Annotated in this window: 21 protein-coding genes and 1 riboswitch; of the genes, 7 read left to right on the top strand and 14 right to left on the bottom strand. The window is 58.6% G+C overall.

All coding sequences use genetic code 11. The features are described 5' to 3' along the window. Positions 1–141 precede the first annotated feature (141 nt). From gnd to ACP3TY_RS13095, 3 genes are read left to right on the top strand one after another with little or no spacing between them, the layout of a single operon-like run. Positions 142–1,122, top strand: a complete 981-nt coding sequence (gnd, locus tag ACP3TY_RS13105; protein ID WP_401237708.1) for a phosphogluconate dehydrogenase (NAD(+)-dependent, decarboxylating) — start codon at positions 142–144, stop codon at positions 1,120–1,122. Next, a complete protein-coding gene (gene zwf, locus ACP3TY_RS13100) occupies positions 1,119–2,642 on the top strand; it encodes a glucose-6-phosphate dehydrogenase (RefSeq protein ID WP_426620230.1) in 1,524 nt (507 codons plus the stop codon). The genes gnd and zwf overlap by 4 nt, the downstream gene beginning before the upstream one ends. Further along, complete coding sequence (locus tag ACP3TY_RS13095; RefSeq protein ID WP_426620229.1) at positions 2,639–3,460, top strand: HAD family hydrolase; 822 nt, start codon at positions 2,639–2,641, stop codon at positions 3,458–3,460. The genes zwf and ACP3TY_RS13095 overlap by 4 nt, the downstream gene beginning before the upstream one ends. A gap of 50 nt (positions 3,461–3,510) precedes the next feature. Here the strand turns inward: ACP3TY_RS13095 and ACP3TY_RS13090 are convergent, their stop codons facing one another. From ACP3TY_RS13090 to ACP3TY_RS13065, 6 genes are all read right to left on the bottom strand, one after another. Beyond that, positions 3,511–4,452, bottom strand: a complete 942-nt coding sequence (locus ACP3TY_RS13090; RefSeq protein WP_159815846.1) for an IS110 family transposase — start codon at positions 4,450–4,452, stop codon at positions 3,511–3,513. Positions 4,453–4,603: 151 nt separating this feature from the next. Continuing rightward, entirely contained in the window at positions 4,604–4,837 is a 234-nt protein-coding gene (locus tag ACP3TY_RS13085; RefSeq protein ID WP_426620228.1) for a hypothetical protein, read from the bottom strand. A 151-nt stretch (positions 4,838–4,988) separates the two neighbouring features. Further along, positions 4,989–5,222, bottom strand: a complete 234-nt coding sequence (locus ACP3TY_RS13080; RefSeq protein WP_426620228.1) for a hypothetical protein — start codon at positions 5,220–5,222, stop codon at positions 4,989–4,991. Positions 5,223–5,472: 250 nt separating this feature from the next. Beyond that, on the bottom strand, positions 5,473–5,910 hold the full coding sequence (locus tag ACP3TY_RS13075) for a hypothetical protein (protein WP_426620227.1): 438 nt from the start codon (positions 5,908–5,910) through the stop codon (positions 5,473–5,475). A gap of 96 nt (positions 5,911–6,006) precedes the next feature. Next, positions 6,007–6,423, bottom strand: coding sequence for a GFA family protein (locus ACP3TY_RS13070; protein WP_426620226.1), 417 nt, complete (start codon positions 6,421–6,423; stop codon positions 6,007–6,009). An 89-nt stretch (positions 6,424–6,512) separates the two neighbouring features. Beyond that, entirely contained in the window at positions 6,513–7,439 is a 927-nt protein-coding gene (locus tag ACP3TY_RS13065; protein WP_400644252.1) for a LysR family transcriptional regulator, read from the bottom strand. Positions 7,440–7,564: 125 nt separating this feature from the next. On the opposite strand from ACP3TY_RS13065, the gene ACP3TY_RS13060 reads away from it, so the two are divergent. After that, a complete protein-coding gene (locus tag ACP3TY_RS13060; protein ID WP_400644250.1) occupies positions 7,565–7,840 on the top strand; it encodes a DUF2798 domain-containing protein in 276 nt (91 codons plus the stop codon). Positions 7,841–8,179: 339 nt separating this feature from the next. Here the strand turns inward: ACP3TY_RS13060 and ACP3TY_RS13055 are convergent, their stop codons facing one another. Beyond that, positions 8,180–8,950 (bottom strand): APH(3')-II family aminoglycoside O-phosphotransferase, encoded by a 771-nt coding sequence (locus ACP3TY_RS13055; protein ID WP_426620224.1) that lies wholly within the window; start codon positions 8,948–8,950, stop codon positions 8,180–8,182. Between the two features lie 154 nt (positions 8,951–9,104). Between ACP3TY_RS13055 and ACP3TY_RS13050 the strand changes: the two genes are divergently transcribed. Next, positions 9,105–10,892 (top strand): thiamine pyrophosphate-requiring protein, encoded by a 1,788-nt coding sequence (locus ACP3TY_RS13050; RefSeq protein ID WP_426620223.1) that lies wholly within the window; start codon positions 9,105–9,107, stop codon positions 10,890–10,892. Positions 10,893–11,005: 113 nt separating this feature from the next. Continuing rightward, positions 11,006–11,722, top strand: a complete 717-nt coding sequence (locus ACP3TY_RS13045) for a DUF72 domain-containing protein (protein ID WP_426620222.1) — start codon at positions 11,006–11,008, stop codon at positions 11,720–11,722. A 2-nt stretch (positions 11,723–11,724) separates the two neighbouring features. On the opposite strand, the gene mntP is transcribed toward ACP3TY_RS13045, so the two are convergent. Further along, a complete protein-coding gene (mntP, locus tag ACP3TY_RS13040; protein ID WP_159812097.1) occupies positions 11,725–12,288 on the bottom strand; it encodes a manganese efflux pump MntP in 564 nt (187 codons plus the stop codon). 6 nt (positions 12,289–12,294) lie between these two features. Then, positions 12,295–12,465, bottom strand: a riboswitch (yybP-ykoY riboswitch). Positions 12,466–12,642: 177 nt separating this feature from the next. Then, entirely contained in the window at positions 12,643–12,861 is a 219-nt protein-coding gene (locus tag ACP3TY_RS13035; protein WP_159812095.1) for a hypothetical protein, read from the bottom strand. A 115-nt stretch (positions 12,862–12,976) separates the two neighbouring features. On the opposite strand from ACP3TY_RS13035, the gene ACP3TY_RS13030 reads away from it, so the two are divergent. After that, positions 12,977–13,333, top strand: coding sequence for a lysozyme inhibitor LprI family protein (locus tag ACP3TY_RS13030; RefSeq protein ID WP_426620221.1), 357 nt, complete (start codon positions 12,977–12,979; stop codon positions 13,331–13,333). A gap of 104 nt (positions 13,334–13,437) precedes the next feature. Here the strand turns inward: ACP3TY_RS13030 and ACP3TY_RS13025 are convergent, their stop codons facing one another. The 5 genes from ACP3TY_RS13025 to ACP3TY_RS13005 form a co-directional block, all read right to left on the bottom strand. Continuing rightward, positions 13,438–15,117, bottom strand: coding sequence for an MFS transporter (locus tag ACP3TY_RS13025; RefSeq protein ID WP_426620220.1), 1,680 nt, complete (start codon positions 15,115–15,117; stop codon positions 13,438–13,440). Between the two features lie 188 nt (positions 15,118–15,305). Then, the gene (gene phnE / locus ACP3TY_RS13020) at positions 15,306–16,073 is read right to left on the bottom strand and encodes a phosphonate ABC transporter, permease protein PhnE (RefSeq protein WP_426620218.1); all 768 of its coding nucleotides are present in this window, start codon (positions 16,071–16,073) and stop codon (positions 15,306–15,308) included. Then, positions 16,070–16,894, bottom strand: a complete 825-nt coding sequence (locus tag ACP3TY_RS13015; RefSeq protein ID WP_053120731.1) for a PhnE/PtxC family ABC transporter permease — start codon at positions 16,892–16,894, stop codon at positions 16,070–16,072. Before ACP3TY_RS13015 ends, phnE begins: the two co-directional genes overlap by 4 nt. Continuing rightward, a complete protein-coding gene (locus ACP3TY_RS13010) occupies positions 16,888–17,685 on the bottom strand; it encodes a phosphonate ABC transporter ATP-binding protein (RefSeq protein WP_426620216.1) in 798 nt (265 codons plus the stop codon). Before ACP3TY_RS13010 ends, ACP3TY_RS13015 begins: the two co-directional genes overlap by 7 nt. Then, entirely contained in the window at positions 17,682–18,545 is an 864-nt protein-coding gene (locus ACP3TY_RS13005; RefSeq protein ID WP_053120727.1) for a putative selenate ABC transporter substrate-binding protein, read from the bottom strand. The genes ACP3TY_RS13010 and ACP3TY_RS13005 overlap by 4 nt, the downstream gene beginning before the upstream one ends. Positions 18,546–18,582: the final 37 nt, after the last annotated feature.

The following is an 18,582-nucleotide window of genomic DNA, read 5'->3' as shown; positions in this document are numbered from 1 at the left end:
CGCCACGTTTCGGGGCGTTATCAGTCTGGATCGGGCACAATGCCCGGAAACTTCATCGCAACGCTCTGGACTAACCTCCTATCAGTCGCGTTGGGCTATAACCAATGACACACATTTATTTGTAGTAAGGAGCATCAGCACATGCAACTCGGGATTATTGGACTGGGCCGCATGGGCGGCAATATTGCGCGGCGTCTGATGCTCAACGGTCACACCACCGTTGTTTACGACCGCAATACCGCTTTCATCGATAACCTGGTCGCCGAGGGCTCCACGGGCGTCGCCGACTTGCCGGCACTGGTTGCCGGTCTGGCCAAACCGCGTGCGGTCTGGGTCATGCTGCCGGCCGGCGCGCCGACCGAAGACACCATCAACACCCTGAGCACACTGCTGGAGGCCGGCGATACCATCATCGACGGCGGCAACACCAACTATAAGGATGACATTCGCCGGGCCAAGGCCCTGAACGAGAAGGGCCTGCACTACATCGACGTCGGTACCTCGGGCGGCGTCTGGGGCCTGGAGCGCGGCTATTGCATGATGATCGGCGGCGATGCTGAAACCGTGCAGCGCCTCGACCCGCTGTTCGCTGCACTGGCTCCGGGCATGGGTGATATCCCGCGCACCAAGGATCGCAAGTCCGATGACCACCGCGCCGAACACGGCTACATCCATGCCGGTCCTGCCGGTGCCGGCCACTTCGTGAAGATGATTCACAACGGCATCGAGTACGGCATGATGGCCGCGTTCGCTGAGGGCTTCGACATCCTCAAGACCAAATCCAGCGAGCGCCTGCCGGAAGATCAGCGTTTTGATCTGAACGTGGCTGACATCGCCGAAGTCTGGCGTCGTGGCAGCGTGGTGTCCTCGTGGTTGCTCGATCTGACGGCTGATGCGCTGGCCAGCGATCCGAAACTCGACGGCTTCTCCGGTTCGGTAGCGGACAGCGGCGAAGGTCAATGGACCATCGAAGCGGCCATGGAACAAGCGGTGCCGGTACCGGTGCTGTCCAACTCGCTGTTTTCGCGCTATCGCTCGCGCGGTCAGGGTACATTTGGCGACAAGATTCTTTCGGCCCAACGCTTCGGCTTCGGCGGCCATGTGGAGACACCGAAGAAATGAGTCATACGATCCGCAAGAAATCCAAGGCAGAACCCGCTCCACCGACCACGCTGTTCCTGTTCGGTGCCCACGGCGACCTGGTCAAGCGCTTGCTGATGCCGGCGCTGTACAACCTCAGTCGCGACGGCCTGCTTGACGAGAATCTGCGGATCGTCGGCGTTGACCACAACGCCATTACCGATGAAGCCTTCGCGCAAAAGCTCGAAGACTTCATCCGTACCGAAGTGGCGGCGAAGGTCGGCAAGGGCGATCAGATGCTTGATCCGGCCTTGTGGGCCAAGCTCGCCAAAGGTATCAGCTACGTCCAGGGCGACTTCCTGGACGACAGCACCTATTCCGCGCTGGCGGCGAAAATCGCCGACAGCGGCACTGGCAATGCGGTGTTCTATCTGGCCACCGCGCCACGTTTCTTCAGTGAAGTGGTGCGCCGACTGGGCGCCGCGAAACTGCTGGAAGAAACGCCTGAAGCGTTCAGAAGGGTGGTGATCGAGAAGCCGTTCGGCTCCGATCTGCACACCGCCGAAGCGCTCAACGCCTGTTTGCTCAAGGTGATGTCCGAGAAGCAGATCTATCGGATCGACCATTATCTTGGCAAGGAAACCGTGCAGAACATTCTGGTCAGCCGGTTCTCCAACAGCCTGTTCGAAGCGTTCTGGAACAACCATTACATCGACCACGTGCAGATCACTGCGGCGGAAACCGTCGGTGTTGAAACCCGTGGCAGTTTTTACGAACACACCGGTGCGCTGCGCGACATGGTGCCCAATCACCTGTTCCAGTTGCTGGCCATGGTTGCCATGGAACCGCCGGCGGCGTTTGGCGCTGACGCGGTGCGCGGCGAGAAGGCCAAAGTGGTTGGCGCGATTCGTCCGTGGACGACCGAAGAGGCGCGCGCCAACTCGGTTCGCGGCCAGTACAGCGCCGGCGAAGTCGACGGCAAAGCCTTGAACGGCTATCGCCAGGAGCCCAACGTCGCGCCGGACAGCAGCACCGAAACCTACGTGGCGCTGAAGGTGATGATCGATAACTGGCGCTGGGTCGGCGTGCCGTTCTATCTGCGCACCGGCAAGCGCATGAGCGTGCGCGACACCGAGATCGTCATCTGCTTCAAACCGGCGCCTTATGCGCAGTTCCGTGACACCGAAGTCGACGAGTTGCAGCCGACTTACCTGCGCATCCAGATCCAGCCCAACGAAGGCATGTGGTTCGACCTGCTGGCGAAACGGCCGGGGCCGGCGCTGAACATGGCCAATATCGAGTTGGGGTTTGCCTACAAGGATTTCTTCGAGATGCAGCCGTCGACGGGTTACGAAACCCTGATCTACGACTGCCTGACCGGCGATCAGACGCTGTTTCAGCGCGCCGACAACATCGAGAACGGCTGGCGCGCCGTGCAACCGTTCCTCGATGCCTGGCAACAGGACGCGAGCGTGCAGACTTATGCTGCCGGTGACGATGGCCCGCAAGCCGCCGAAGACTTGCTGACTCGCGATGGTCGCGTCTGGCATGGCCTCGGATGAGTGACCTGCCGAAACAACCCATCCGTTTTCTGCTCAGTGACATGGACGGCACGCTGTTGCTGCCCGATCACACGCTGAGCCAGCGCACCATTGATGCGGTTCGTGCCTTGCGTGAGGCGGGCGTGTTGTTCAGCCTCGCCACCGGGCGTCCACCGAAAGCCATGTTGCAGCAGATCGAAGCTTTGGGCGTTGATCTGCCGACGGCGGCATTCAATGGCGGCACCATCGTCAATCCGGACGGCAGTTTGCTGGCCGCACATTACCTGCCGGCCACCACCGCGCTGATTGCACTGGCGACGTTCGCCGATCAACCGGACGTGGAAATCTGGGTGTTCAGCGGCGGCGACTGGCTGCTGAAGGATCCGCACGGGCCGATGGTGCCGCGCGAACAGCATGGGCTCGGCTATCCGCCGGTGGTGGTTGAGAGTTTCGAGCCGTATCTGGAGCGCATCGATAAGATCGTCGCGACCAGCAACAACACTGAACTGCTGATCGAACTGGAAGCGCGCTTGATACCGAAGGTCAACGGCATGGCGCAAGTCTCGCGTTCACAACCGGTGTACCTCGACGTGACCGCGCTGGAAGCCAACAAAGGCACCGCACTGACGACGATTGCCGAGCACCTGGGCATCCCGCTGGAACAGACCGCCGCGATCGGTGACGGCGGCAACGACCCGGCGATGTTCCATTGCGCCGGATTATCGATTGCCATGGGCCAGGCTGAGGACGCGGTAAAGCGCCAAGCCGACGTAGTCACCGCCCCCAACACCGAAGACGGCGTCGCCCAAGCCATCGAAAAATACATCCTCCCTCACTGAAAACACCCAAAGCAAACTGTGGGAGATTCTATGGTTGCGAACAACGTTTTTTAGGCAGTTTTGCTGACGTATGCTTTCTCGCTCTTCAGCAGCGCGTATGCAATACGCGCGAGTTTACGTGACAAAATCACCAGCGCTTCAGTGGTGGCTTTGCCCTTGTTTCGATGATGCTCATAGGTTTCCTTCCAGGCCGCTGTGCGGCTGGCGGACATGGAGGCGTTGTGCAAAAGCCTGCGAATTTCCGAGCAGCCTCGCTTGGTCAAACGACGACGTCCGGTTTTTTCCCCAGAGTCAGAAATTCTCAAGTCCATGCCAATGAAAGCGATGTAAGCATCACTGCTCTTGAACTCACCTCGGATAAACGCCATCACCAAGGCTGTGGCTGTCAAAAAACCGATCCCTTCGATGGCTTGGCAGCGAGCTACCTGCTCAAGTAATCCTGCCTCTTTGAGCAACTCCTTGAGTTTCTTTTGAACCAGCAGATCCAACCTGTCTATTTGCTTGGTGAAACTCTTGAAGGCGGTTTTCAGTAGCTTTTCATTGCTCCAGCTCTGGTTTAGAGCCGTACGCATTGTGACCAGCGCAGCCCTGCGGCGCAGGAGGCTTTGAAGCTTGCCATACACTGCTGGTGGCGGAGTCCAAGCGCGCAGCTCCCGGCCTTCTCGCTCCAAATAACGAGCGAGTAAAGCGGCATCGCTCGAGTCAGTCTTAACCCGACCGCCGATACTTTTTCGGTAATTGCTAAGCTGAAAACCATCAACAACATAGACTTTGAAGCCTTTTTCATAAGCCATCTCCACCACGTCCAAGTGATAGACATTGGTGGCTTCAACGCACAAGGCAGTATTGGCGGGTTGCTGCCTCAGCCATTTCTTGATTTCAGGCTTGGTATTGGTAAGCGACATCTGCGTGCCGCTGTCCTGGAAATGAACGACCAGTTCGGCCTTCGCAACATCGATACCGACAATAAATTGGTTCACTTCCATTGCCATGTTTCGCACTCCCGCTGTAAGGTTTTTCCACTCGAAGGGTTTCACCAAGAGGCGCAGGCTTGTTTCTATCGTCGCTGAAGAGAACGAAGCATTCTTTATCGGCGCTTTGGTGGAAGGGGTGGGGCCGATGTCTCCCACAGTCTGTACTGGGCTAACAGTCAGAAGCTGGCTTTTGGTCCCACCCACCCCTTCGAGTCCTACCATACAAGACATTGGTGGCTTCAACGCACAAGGCAGTATTGGCGGGTTGCTGCCTCAGCCATTTCTTGATTTCAGGCTTGGTATTGGTAAGCGACATCTGCGTGCCGCTGTCCTGGAAATGAACGACCAGTTCGGCCTTCGCAACATCGATACCGACAATAAATTGGTTCACTTCCATTGCCATGTTTCGCACTCCCGCTGTAAGGTTTTTCCACTCGAAGGGTTTCACCAAGAGGCGCAGGCTTGTTTCTATCGTCGCTGAAGAGAACGAAGCATTCTTTATCGGCGCTTTGGTGGAAGGGGTGGGGCCGATGTCTCCCACAGTCTGTACTGGGCTAACAGTCAGAAGCTGGCTTTTGGTCCCACCCACCCCTTCGAGTCCTACCATACAAGACATTGGTGGCTTCAACGCACAAGGCAGTATTGGCGGGTTGCTGCCTCAGCCATTTCTTGATTTCAGGCTTGGTATTGGTAAGCGACATCTGCGTGCCGCTGTCCTGGAAATGAACGACCAGTTCGGCCTTCGCAACATCGATACCGACAATAAATTGGTTCACTTCCATTGCCATGTTTCGCACTCCCGCTGTAAGGTTTTTCCACTCGAAGGGTTTCACCAAGAGGCGCAGGCTTGTTTCTATCGTCGCTGAAGAGAACGAAGCATTCTTTATCGGCGCTTTGGTGGAAGGGGTGGGGCCGATGTCTCCCACAGTCTGTACTGGGCTAACAGTCAGAAGCTGGCTTTTGGTCCCACCCACCCCTTCGAGTCCTACCATACAAGCGGGCTTGCTCGCGAAGGCGGTCTGTCAGACACAGCTTCAATTAGTGGCGGATATCGCCGCAGAAAATATCGACATTCCCATCAGTCGCGGCCGTGCGCACCACCACGTAATACTCACCGGCCAGCAACGTCGACAACGGCACCGGCGCGCTTCTTGAGAAGGCCCAACCACGCACCGGTTGGCGTTCGGTGTTGACCTTGTCGTTCATCGCATACGCCAAGGGCCCAGGCTGTGCGCAGCTGCCTTTGTTGACGAAGGTGTACAGACGCAAGGGCAGGGAAGCCCCGTTGGGTGCGCCGCTGATGAAGAAGCTGAAGCCAGTTTCCTTGCCCCAGTCGGCGAGCGTGACGTTGCCGATCTGCCCGCTGTTTTGGCGAGTGGCGGTGAGCGTCACGTTTGCGCCGGGCTTGGATTCAGAGGCGCAACCGAACAGGCTGGCGACTACCAACAGTGCGGTGAGTGAATGACTGAATTTCATGGCTGGCCTCCGTTAATGAAGAACTGCAACCACTCAGTTAAGCAGATCGTCGGGCGTCTGAAACCGTCGCATCAACCCGACCACCGTTTACCCTCTTCACGCGCGGCTCTTCGGCCGCTGATCCGCCATCTCGTACCACGACGCCTTAGACGTCAGCTCGACGTGCTTCTGATTGTCCGAGGTGAAGTGCGTATCCAGCGTGCCCAGTGCCACCGAAACCCACTCGGCAAATTCACCCTGTGCCCGCGACCAGAACATCGACGAGCCGCAGTGCGAGCAGAACTGGCGCACCACCGATTCAGAAGACTGGTAGGACTTGAGGTCATCACCGCCCTGCAACAATTCCAGATTGCCGCGCATCACGCTGCCGTAGCTGGCAAATGCTGCGCCGTGGCTTTTGCGGCATTGGCTGCAATGGCAGTGCGAAAGCGCTTTTGGCCGTGAGCGGATCTGGTATTTGACGGCCCCGCAGAGGCAACTGCCGCGGAAGGTTTGGGGTGAAGGTGTGAGCATTATTGTTTTGGTTCTCCAAGAAGGATGTACAGCGATCACCGAGGCGCGACTGTGCCTGATTCCGCGCGTTTGGGCGAGTTCGACTTGTATCAAAAATCCATCGGCCAGCGCTGCTTCAGGTGCTCGGTCAAATATTCGATAAACGCTCTGACTTTGGCCGTCATCGCCGCGCGCTCCTGCACGCAGGCGAAAATCTCCATGGGCTCGACAACCGCACAAGTTGCGTCGTCGCGTTGTGCAAACAACGGCAGCAGCTGGCCGTTTTGCAGATACGGAGCCGCGACGAACTCCGCCAGTCGGGTGATGCCGGCGCCGTGGATTGCCATTTGCGTCAGCGCGTCGATGTCGTCGCTGATCGCGGTCGCGTTGATATCGGCATCGTAACGCTGGCCATCGCGGATAAAACTCCAGCGCAGAAAGCGCCCGTCCAAGGGGTAACGAAACGCCAGGCACGCATGGTTTTGCAGATCGTCAGGCGATTGCGGCCAGCCGGCGCGCTGCAAATAAGCCGGCGCGGCGCACATGATGAAGGGCAGGGACACGATCTTGCGCGCGACGATGCCGTCCTCTAGTTGCGGCTTGATCCGCAAGCTCAGATCGATGCCGTCCTGGATGTGATTGATCTTGCCGTCGGTGGTCGACAGCTCGATCAGCAGGCGCGGATGTTGCGCGGCGAAACCGGCAATCAGCGGCGCCAGCACATGCCGGCCGAACGCCGAGGTCGAGGCGATGCTCAAGCGACCTTGCAGTTCGCTGTCTTCGCGATTGATCGAACTTTGCGCGGACTCCAGATCCGCCGCAATCCGCTTGACCTTTTCGTAGTACACCGCGCCGTTTTCGGTGAGTGCCATGCGCCGGGTAGTGCGTTGCAAAAGACGCACACCAAGGTGTGTTTCCAGGCGATTGATGGTCTGGCTGACCGCTGCGGCACTGACGCCCAACGCCTTGGCGGCGCCGACGATAGAGCCGGATTCGACCACTTTGATAAAACTGGCAATCGCCGCTAACAGATTCATCGATGGCCTGCCGGAAGGGATTGATTCGTAAGTTCTGCTTTATAAAGCACCTGCATTTGGCCGTCTAGTTGAGGGGCCAGGGCTTTGCTAACGTGCCCGCTCCCTGTCAATGGATGGAAAGCCCTATGAATCAAAGAAGCAATGCAGAAGCCGTTTATGTCAGTCGCCGCAAGCTTTCGGCGCGAGCGACGCCGTATGTGTTTGCGTTGTACATGGCGACCATCATGGCTTTTCTGATGTCGCTGGTGATTACCGCCGCCAATTCAGGCATTGATAACGACTACCTGAGTAATGCGCTGCACGCCTACAAGCTGGCGATGCCGGTGGCGTTTCTGTGCATCCTCGTGGTGCGGCCGATCGTGATCAAACTGGTCGCGATGACCGTGCATCCGCATCGTTGAGCTCGAATACTGTGCCGGTCGCGATGGCGTCTTGTAGGAGCTGCCGCAGGCTGCGATCTTTTGACATTTTCAACGGCAGATCAAAAGATCGCAGCCTCGTTTCACTCGACAGCTCCTACAGGTTTATTCGGTCCACAACCTTTATAACTGAATACATGCAAAACCCAATGTGGGAGCCTGCTGGCGATCGCGGTGTGTCAGTCAACAGATCAGTAATCTGATGCTCCCTCTTCGCGAGCAGGCTCGCTCCCACTTTGGAATGCTATTAAATGTGGGAGCGAGCCTGCTCGCGAAGGGCCTCACGGTTATCTTCAGTGACAGCGAAAGGGTGCATTCGCCTCAGAAAAACTCATCAAGCAACTGATAAAAGGCAATCCGTCGCTGATCCGGCTGCACGCCGTAAACCTCGAAAAACACCGGCACCCACGCCTCGCCGAGGTTGTGCGTGATGCTATGAGCGGCCAACGCCAGATCCTGATAACGATCCGCCACACCCAATCGGCCGCAGTCGACAAAACCGCTGAACTGACCGTTGTCAGCGAGGAAGTTGGGCAGGCACGCATCGCCGTGAGTCACCACCTGATCTTCGTGATCCGGGCGATCCGCAAGCATCTGTTGGAAGACATCTTCAGCAGATCGACCGAGGCGCGAATCGTCGAAATCCTCTTCATCGATCAACCCGGCATTCACGTGCTCACGAGCCAGTTTTATTTTCGGGTCGAGGCTGTGATCGAACGGGCAGGTATCGATTGCAACCTCATGCAGTTCACGCAAAGCGTTGGCGACAAGTGTGACGATCTGCTGCGGCGCAAGGTGCGGGCTGCTAGCCAGATCACGCCCGGGCACGGCCGTCATCAATAGCCAGTTTTTATCCGATTCGGTGGCAGTGTCGAGCACGCGTGGCGCGGGCAGATTCTGGCTTGCCATCCAGCGCAGCCGCGCGACCTCGCCGGGCAATTCGCCCCAGTGCATGACGTGCTCGGACTTCACAAACAGCGGTGCTGAATTCGCAGACGCAATGCGCCAAACGTCGGCACGGGATTCGCCAATGGTTTGTTGTTCGACGGTGGCCTCGGCAAAGCGCCGGTGCCAGTTACGGGGTAAGTCCATTGCATTCATCCCTGAGATCAAAAACGCAGACGCACATTGTGCCGCCCCGGCGGTTTTGATCGCAAACACGAAACTGTATCCCGTTAATCAATCGAAACTTCGCCATCCGCCCAACTGTCCAGACCCTTACACCGGCGAAAAGACGAGGATCGAGATGACAACGACAGTAGGCGATTTTCTGGTTGAGCGGCTCAGCCAATGGGGCGTCACGCGGATTTTTGGTTATCCGGGCGACGGCATCAATGGCGTGTTCGGCGCGCTCGATCGAGCTAAAGGCAAGATTGAATTTGTGCAGGCGCGGCATGAGGAAATGGCCGCGTTCATGGCCTCGGCCCACGCGAAATTCACTGGCGAGCTGGGCGTATGCATTGCCACGTCCGGCCCCGGGGCTTCGCATTTGATCACCGGGCTTTACGACGCGCGGATGGATCACATGCCGGTGCTGGCCATCGTCGGTCAGCAGGCGCGCACGGCGTTGGGTAGTCACTATCAGCAAGAACTGGATCTGGTGTCGATGTTCAAGGACGTCGCCGGCGCGTTTGTGCAGCAGGCTTCGGCGCCATCGCAGGTGCGGCATTTACTCGACCGGGCGGTGCGTACGGCGGTTGGCGAACGTCGGGTGACGGCGCTGATTCTGCCCAATGATTTGCAGGATCTTGAGTACCAGGCACCGGCCCGCGCGCACGGCACCGCGCATTCCGGCGTCGGTTACACCAAGCCGAAAGTGCTGCCCTATGACGAAGATTTGCAGCGTGCGGCAGACGTTTTGAACGCAGGCGAGAAGGTCGCGATTCTGGTTGGTGCCGGCGCATTGCAGGCGACCGATGAAGTGATTGCCATTGCCGAAAAACTTGGCGCCGGCGTGGCCAAGGCGCTGCTCGGGAAAGCGGTGCTTCCGGATGATTTGCCGTGGGTAACTGGCAGCATCGGCCTGCTTGGCACCGAGCCGAGTTACAAGTTGATGACCGAGTGCGACACCTTGCTGATGATCGGTTCGGGCTTCCCGTATTCGGAGTTTTTGCCTAAAGAAGGTCAGGCGCGCGGTGTGCAGATCGATCTGCAACCCGACATGCTCAGCCTGCGTTATCCGATGGAGGTCAATCTGGTCGGCGACGCAGCGGAAACCCTCGCGGCGTTGTTGCCGTTGCTCGAACAAAAAACCTCGGGCAAGTGGCGCAAGAAAGTCGAAGGCTGGCGCGGTAGCTGGGAGAAAACCCTGGAAAAACGCGCGATGGCCAAGGCCAAGCCGATCAATCCGCAGCGGGTGGTGTATGAATTGTCACCGCGAGTGCCGGATGAAGCGATCATCACCAGCGACTCCGGTTCGTGCGCCAATTGGTTTGCGCGCGACCTGAAAATCCGTCGCGGCATGATGTGTTCGTTGTCCGGCGGGCTGGCCTCGATGGGCGCCGCTGTGCCTTATGCGATTGCGGCTAAATTCGCCTATCCCGAACGCTCGGTGATTGCGCTGGTGGGCGATGGTGCGATGCAGATGAACAACATGGCCGAGCTGATCACCGTCGCCAAATACTGGCGGCAGTGGAAGAGCCCCAAATGGATTTGCGCGGTGTTCAATAACGAGGATCTCAATCAAGTGACGTGGGAACAGCGGGTGATGGAGGGCGATCCGAAGTTCGAGGCGTCGCAGAACATTCCCGATGTGCCGTATCACCTGTTCGCGATTTCCATCGGCCTGAAAGGGATTTTCGTTGATCGCGAAGAGGACGTAGCGGGCGCATGGGAACAGGCTTTTGCTTCCGATGTGCCGGTGCTCATTGAGTTCAAAACCGACCCGAACGTGGCGCCGCTGCCGCCGCACATCAAGCTTGAACAAGCGAAGAAATTCGCCACGACGTTGCTCAAGGGCGATCCGGACGAGGCGGGGATACTTGTGCAAACCGCCAAGCAGGTTCTGAGCTCAGTTCTCCCCAGCAAAAAATAACGTCCCCCTGTAGGAGCTGCCGAAGGCTGCGATCTTTTGAGGTTGTTTATAAGATCAAAAGATCGCAGCCTGCGGCAGCTCCTACATGGGAGTGTCGTGGTAGGAGGTGATGTTTGATTTTCATTGGGTGTGCCGGCTGGAGTCTCGGGCGTGAGCATTGGCCGGCATTTGCGGAGGAGGGCACGCATTTGCAACGCTATGCGGCGCGGCTCAACTGTGCGGAAATCAACAGCTCGTTTTACCGCCCACATCGCCGCTCAACCTATGAACGTTGGGCGGATTCAGTGCCGGAAGGGTTTCGCTTTTCAGTAAAAATGCCCCAGCAGATCAGCCATGAACGCCGATTGTTGGATTGCGACGAAGAACTCGATGAGTTCCTGGCGCAGTGCAGCGGTTTGGCTGATCGCTTGGGCTGTTTGCTGCTGCAATTGCCGCCGTCACTGGCATTTGATGCGGTCAGTGCCGAAGCGTTTTTCAGTGCGTTGCGCCAGCGTTTCGACGGCGACGTGGTGCTGGAGCCGCGTCATGAGTCGTGGATGGCTGCCGAATCATTGCTGATCGCTTACCGTATCGCTCAGGCTGTGGTCGATCCGTCGCGCATCAGCAGTGATTCTTCCGCGTTTGGCTGGCAAGGGACGCGGTATTGGCGCCTGCACGGTTCGCCGCGCATTTACCACAGTGCCTACGATGACTCCTGTTTAGAGAGCCTCGCTAGCGTATTGCAGGCCGCCGATGCGCATGGCGCGACGACCTGGTGCATTTTCGACAATACCGCCAGCGGGGCCGCGCTAGGCAACGCGTTGGCACTGACGGCGCTGTCTAACGGCTAATCTCAGACCGCGAGATGCTCATACAAAATCGTCGCACCGACGATCATCAGCACCACACCGCCAACGATTTCAGCACGTTTGCCAACCATAGAGCCCAACACCCGGCCGAGCATGACGCCGATGGTCACCATGGTCATGGTCGCCAGACCGATCGCCGCCGCAGCCACCCAGATATTCACGTCGACAAACGCCAGGCCAACGCCCACGGCAAGGGCGTCGATGCTGGTGGCAAACGCGGTGACGGCGAGAATCAGGAAGGAGTGCGAACCCGGTTTTTCATCTTCCTCTTCTTCATGCTTCAGACCGTTGTAGATCATGTGCAGGCCGAGAACCACCAGCAGGGTGAAGGCGATCCAGTGATCCCATTCGGCAACCCATTGGCTCGCGGCCTGGCCGATCAGCCAGCCGATAATGGGGGTGATGGCTTCGATCACGCCGAAGATCAGACCGGTACGCAGGGCTTCCGTGAGACGCGGTTTATGCAGGCTGGAGCCCTTGCCGATGGCGGCTGCAAACGCATCCGTGGACATGGCCAGGGCAAGGAAAATGAGGGAAACAGGATTCACGGGAATACTTCCAGTCGGGCTATGAGTCAACGACACAACCACACGCCCGACTTTAGGCATGGATGTGTCGTCGGTCTCACCAACCAAAAGGTGTCCGCACCACGGCATGTTGCCGAGAATGTTGATACGAACGCTTCCGCAGTGCACGGAAACAGGCTACTCCCCAACGAGGTGCGGAATCTTAGGCGGTTGGGTATGAAAATTTCGTTAAAACCGCCGCTCAAGCTGATTTGTGGCGAGGGGATTTATCTCCGTTGGGTCGCGCAGCGGCCCCTCTTTGATAAGCAGGGAGCGCTGCGCACTCCAACGGGGATAAGTCCCCTCGCCAAAAGGTTATCTGTCAAGCAGCAAACCTCAGTTGCCATCCGCCACTTTGCGCTCTATCTCATCGACCTTGCGCTGCAGCGTCTCGGCATCCTGCTCTTTCACTCGGGTAGACGAAGGCGTAATCACCTCATCCACGCCTTTGGTGTCGTCATCGTGGTCTTCAAGATCACGCTCAACCACGTTCACCGGTTTGCCGGACGTGTCGGTAGGTGGGGCGTTCGGGGTTTTGTCGTCGTTGCTGTTCATGGTGTTGACCTCCAGTGGTGTAAACATTGGAGGCGGTGGTTTGGCAGGCGTTCAGAAACTTTGCGCTCATGCATTAGCCCAAGAGGTATCAATCGCTGTCTGGATGACTCAACCCATGCGCAACAAAACTCTACTTTCAACCTTGTTCGGCTTGTCTGCCCTGATCATCGGCCATGCTGCTTACGCCGCCAGTTTCGACTGCGACCGCGCCAAGGCTGCTGATGAAAAAGCGGTGTGCGCCAACCGTGCGCTCAACGACATGGACGTGAGCATGGCGCTGCTCTACAAACTGGATCGCCGGTTTCTGCCGATGGGCGGCCGTGGTGCCTTGATTGACGAGCAACAGGCGTGGCTGAAAACCCGTGGCAAATGCGCCGCTGATGTGAAATGCCTCACCGACGTTTATCAGCAGCGAATTCAAGCATTGCAGCAGATCATCGACACCCGCGTGGTCACCCAGGGCCCGTTCTGACACCGCAACACTCCTGTAGGAGCTGCCGCAGGCTGCGATCTTTTGACCTTAAAAAACACAATCAAAAGATCGCAGCCTGCGGCAGCTCCACAGAGGAGGGCGGGTCAGTCTTTGAGAATGTCGCGATCCTTGGTTTCCGGCAGGAAGAACGTACCCAGTACTGCGGTCATCACCGCAATCACGATCGGGTACCACAAGCCGTAGTAGATATCCCCGGTGGCCGCGACCATCGCGAAGGCCACCGTCGGCAGGAACCCGCCGAACCAGCCGTTACCGATGTGATACGGCAGCGACATCGAGGTGTAGCGAATGCGCGTCGGGAACAGCTCCACCAGCCACGCCGCGATCGGCCCATACACCATGGTCACGTAGATCACCAAAATGGTCAGCAACAGCAGCACCATCGGGTAATTGGTTTTTGCCGGGTCGGCTTTCTCTGGATAACCGGCTTCTTTCAGAGCAGTGCCAAGGGTCGCGGTGAAGGCATCATTGCGGGTTTTGAAGTCGGCGGCGGGCAGGGCGCTGCCGTCGAAACTCTCGACGACTTTGTCGCCAATACGCACCTGCGCCACGGTGCCGGGTTCGGCGGTGACGTTCTCATACGGAATCGCCCGTTTTGCCAACAGCGTCTTGGCCAGGTCACAGGAACTGGTGAATTTAGCCTTGCCCACCGGATCGAACTGGAACGAACACTGGTCGGGGTTGGCGATCACCTTGACCGGGTTTTTCTCCTGAGCGATGAACACATCAGGATTGCCGTACTGGGTCAGCGCATGAAAGATCGGGAAGTAGGTCAGCGCCGCCAGAATGCAGCCGACCATGATGATCGGCTTGCGCCCGATGCGGTCGGACAGGCTGCCGAAAATCACGAAGAACGGCGTACCGATCAACAGTGATCCGGCGATCAGCAGGTTGGCGGTTTGCGGGTCGATCTTCAGCGTTTGCAACAGGAAAAACAGCGCATAGAACTGCCCGGTGTACCAGACCACCGCTTGCCCGGCCGTGCCGCCGAGCAACGACATGATCACCACTTTGAGGTTGTCCCAACGGGCAAAGGACTCGGTCAGCGGCGCTTTTGACGCTTTGCCTTCGTCCTTCATTTTCTGGAACACCGGCGACTCGCTCAGTTGCAGGCGGATGTACACCGAGACGATCAGCAGGAGGATCGACAGCAGAAACGGAATCCGCCAGCCCCACTCTTCAAACGCTTCAGTGCCCAGCGCGGTGCGGCAGGCGAGTATCACCAGCAGCGACAGAAACAGGCCGAGGGTCGCGGTGGTTTGAATCCACGAGGTGAAGAAACCGCGTCTATTGCGTGGCGCGTGTTCGGCCACGTAAGTCGCCGCGCCGCCATATTCACCGCCCAGCGCCAGACCTTGCAGCAGTCGAAGGGTAATCAGAATCACCGGTGCAGCGACGCCAATGGTCGCGTAACCGGGCAGCAAACCGACAATCGCAGTCGAGACGCCCATGATGACGATGGTGATCAGAAACGTATGTTTGCGCCCGATCATGTCGCCGAGCCGGCCGAACACAATCGCGCCGAACGGCCGCACCGCAAAGCCTGCCGCAAATGCCAGCAGGGCAAAGATGAACGCAGTGGTTTCGTTGACGCCGGCAAAGAAGTGCTTGGCGATGATCGCCGCCAGTGAGCCGTAGAGGTAAAAGTCGTACCACTCGAAAACGGTGCCCAGCGAGGAGGCAAAGATGACTTTGCGTTCCTCCTTGGTGATGCCGCCGCTGCGCGGTGGACTGCCGGTGGATGTTGTGTAAGTCGTGGCCATGGGTGTTCTCCGTCGTGCTTATTGTTGTAGGCCGGAGTCCCCCAATACCGCTTATCTCACCCTGGCCTTGTGGCAGATGCCTGAAGCGCTGATGCGTAAAGCGTGCACAGTTTGCCGTCGGGCAGGTGTGCACGCTTTCCTGAAGCATAATCAGCTTCTGGCAGATATCCACTCGCCAGCATCGGCACTTATGCTTTGACCCAGCGCTGGCGACTCCACGCACTCAACCAGTCCACCAGGAACACCAGTACCAGCATCGCCAGAATCACCGTGCTGGCCTGCGCTTCCTGAAACAGGCTGAGGCTCACGTAGAGCATCTGGCCGAGACCGCCAGCACCGACAAAACCTAGCACGCTGGCCATGCGAATGTTGTTTTCCCAGCGATAGAGGATGTAGGCGAGCAGTTGCGGCGCCAGATTGGGCAGGGTGCCGTAGCAGAAGGCGAGGATCGGATTGCCGCCCTGCAAACGGATGGCCTCGGCCGGTTGCGGCGGCGTATTTTCCAGCGCTTCGGCGAACAACCGGCCGAGTACTCCCGTGGTGTGTAAGGCGAGGGCGAGGGCGCCGGCATTCGGGCCAAGGCCGGCAGCGAGCACCATCAGCGCCGCCCAGACCAGTTCCGGAATCGCCCGCAAGGCATTCAGCAGCAGGCGCGCAACGCTTTGCAGCGGCCAGCCGAAACGTCCCGCCGCCGGCAGCGCCAGAACAATGCCAACAACTGCTGCCAATAGCGTGCCGACAGCGGACATGGCCAGCGTTTCCATCGAACCGTGGAAGATTGCTTTCAGGTAACCCGCGCTCAAATCCGGGCTGAGAAAACGCTGCACGTAAGCGCCCATCTGCTTCAGGCTGGTGGCGCTGCCCAGTTCACCCAGATCCAGACCCAAATAGGCGAAGGACGCAATCACTGCAACCCCGATAACGGCGATCAGCAGCAAATTGATCAGGCGATTCATGCCAGTCTCCAGCGCAGCAAGCGGCTGAGTTGATCGGCGGCCAGCACCAGCAGCAGGAACGTCAGCAACATGCTGGCGACTTCACCGCCAGCGAACATGCGGATCGACAGATCGATTTGCTGACCCAGGCCCCCCGCGCCGACGAACCCCATCACCACCGAAGCACGGATCGCGCATTCCCACCGATACACGGTGTACGAGAGCAGCTCCGCGCCGACATTGGGCAGCGTGCCGTAAGCGAATGCCGCCAGTCGGCCGCTGCCAGCCTGCAACAACGCATGCGCCGGGCGTTGGTCGGTGGATTCGAAAATCTCCGCGTAGACCTTGCCGAGCATGCCGCTGTAGGTAATGGCAATCGCCAGCACGCCCGCTGCCGGGCCGAGGCCGACCGCACGCACGAACAGCAGTGCCCAGACAATTTCCGGCACGCTGCGCAGGAAAATCAGCAACCCGCGAACCGGCCAGCGCAGCAAACGTCCCAAACGACTCGGCACGCCACCGCGAGAGGCGGCGGACAGTGACAGGGCGCGACTGGCAATCAAACCGGCAGGTACCGCCAGCAGCAACGCCAAAGCCATACCGGCAGTGGCAATGGCCAGGGTTTGCAGGGTGGCTTTAAGCAGGATTTGCAGAAAGGCTTCGTCGTGCGCTGGCGGCCAGAATTGCGCGACAAACTGGCCCATTTCATTCTGGCTGCCGGGCAATAGCACACTCAGATCCAGCTCGCTGAGTTGAATCCCCGGCCACAACAAAGCAATGGCCAGCAAGCTCAATAGCAACCGTGGCCATGCAGCGGGATCGCGTGAATCGGCTTTCAGCATCGTGGAATCTGCACAGTCAAAGGCACGGCCACAGCGGTCGGCGATTGCAGTTTTTCGTTGGCGTACAGCGCGTCGAGCATGTCCGGGCTGACTTGATCGGACGGGCTGTCGAACAGAATCTGCCCTTCGCGCAAACCGATGACCCGTGGGAAGTGCGACAACGCCAGATCGACCGCATGCAGGCTCGCGATCAGTGTGACGTTGTGCTCACGGGCATGGCGCGAAAGGATCGACAAGGTATGCCCGGCCATCACCGGATCCATCGCCGACACCGGTTCATCGGCCAGCAAAATCTCTGGCGCTTGATACAGCACACGAGCAATGCCGACGCGCTGCAACTGACCGCCAGACAATTGTTGGCAATGGGCAAACAGCTTGTCGCCCAGATCCAGTCGCGCCAATGCCGCACGCGCACCGGCCACATCCAGTGGATGCAGCAGGTTCAAGAGACTTTTGCCCAGACTCCACTGGCCGAGCTTGCCGGCCAGTACCGCCGTGACCACGCGCTGACGCGGCGGCAGCGGCGGTGCCTGATGCACCAGGCCGATGCGTGCGCGCAGGCGTTGACGTTGGCGGGCAGACAAGTGCCAGGCGCGCTCGCCAAGTACTTCGATTTCACCGCTGCTGGGCCGCAACGCGGTGGCCAGCAGATTAAGCAGACTCGACTTGCCAGCCCCGGACGGGCCGATGATCGCAACCTGTTCGCCAACGCCAATCTGCAAGTCGATACCGCGCAGGGCATCGACGCCATTGGCGTGGCGCAGGCTGCCCTGTTTGAGGCTTAAGGTCATTTCAGCAGTTCGGCGGCGCGGGCGGCTTCCTCGATGCCCTTGTAGTTTTCAGGCTTGGTGTCGATGAAGCGGCTGGCGGCTTGTAGATCCAGAATTTTCTTCTGCTCCGGGTTGGCCGGGTCGAGATCAAGGAAGGCTTTTTTGATCTTCGCCGCGAGTGCTGGATCAAGGGTGCCGCGCACGGTCCAGTTGTAATCGAAGTAGGTCGGGGTGGTGGCGAAGACTTTTACCTTGTTGGTGTCGACCTTGCCGGCGTCTACCAGTTTTTGCCAGACGCTGGCGTTCAGCACACCGGCGTCAACCTTGCCGGCCTGTACCCAGGCCACGGTGGCGTCGTGAGCGCCGGAGTAGGCAACGCGGCTGAAATACGCTTCCGGCTTGATGCCGTCGTTTTTCAGCATGAAGTAACGCGGCATCAGGCTGCCAGAGGTCGACGACACCGAACCGAAGGCGAAGGTCTTGCCTTTCAGGTCGGCGAGGCTGTGCACGTTAGGGTCAGCGGTGATGAATTTACTGGTGAACTGCGCATCCTGTTCACGCTGCACCAACGGGATCACCGGCGTGGTGGCGTCGGTCTTCAAACGTGCCTGAACGAAGGTGAAACCGCCCAGCCAGGCCATATCGAGGCGATCGGTAGCGAGCGCTTCAACCACGGCCGGGTAATCGGCCACCGGCACAAACTGCACTTTCATGCCAATTTGCTGCTCCAGATAAGCCCCCAGCGGTTCGAACTTGCGCAGCAGTTCAGTCGGCGCTTCATCGGGAATCGCGCTGACGCGCAAAACGTCAGCGGCTTGAGCCATCAACGTAGAAAGGGACAGGGCCAGGCCGGCGGTCAATGCCAGGGTTCGTTTGAGCATGGAAATCTCCGTTTCATGAGCGGCAAAAGATGTGAAG

Origin of the sequence: Pseudomonas rustica (assembly GCF_049959085.1) — a bacterium.
Classification (GTDB): Bacteria; Pseudomonadota; Gammaproteobacteria; order Pseudomonadales; family Pseudomonadaceae; genus Aquipseudomonas; species Aquipseudomonas rustica.
This window is presented reverse-complemented; position numbering and strand designations above follow the sequence as displayed.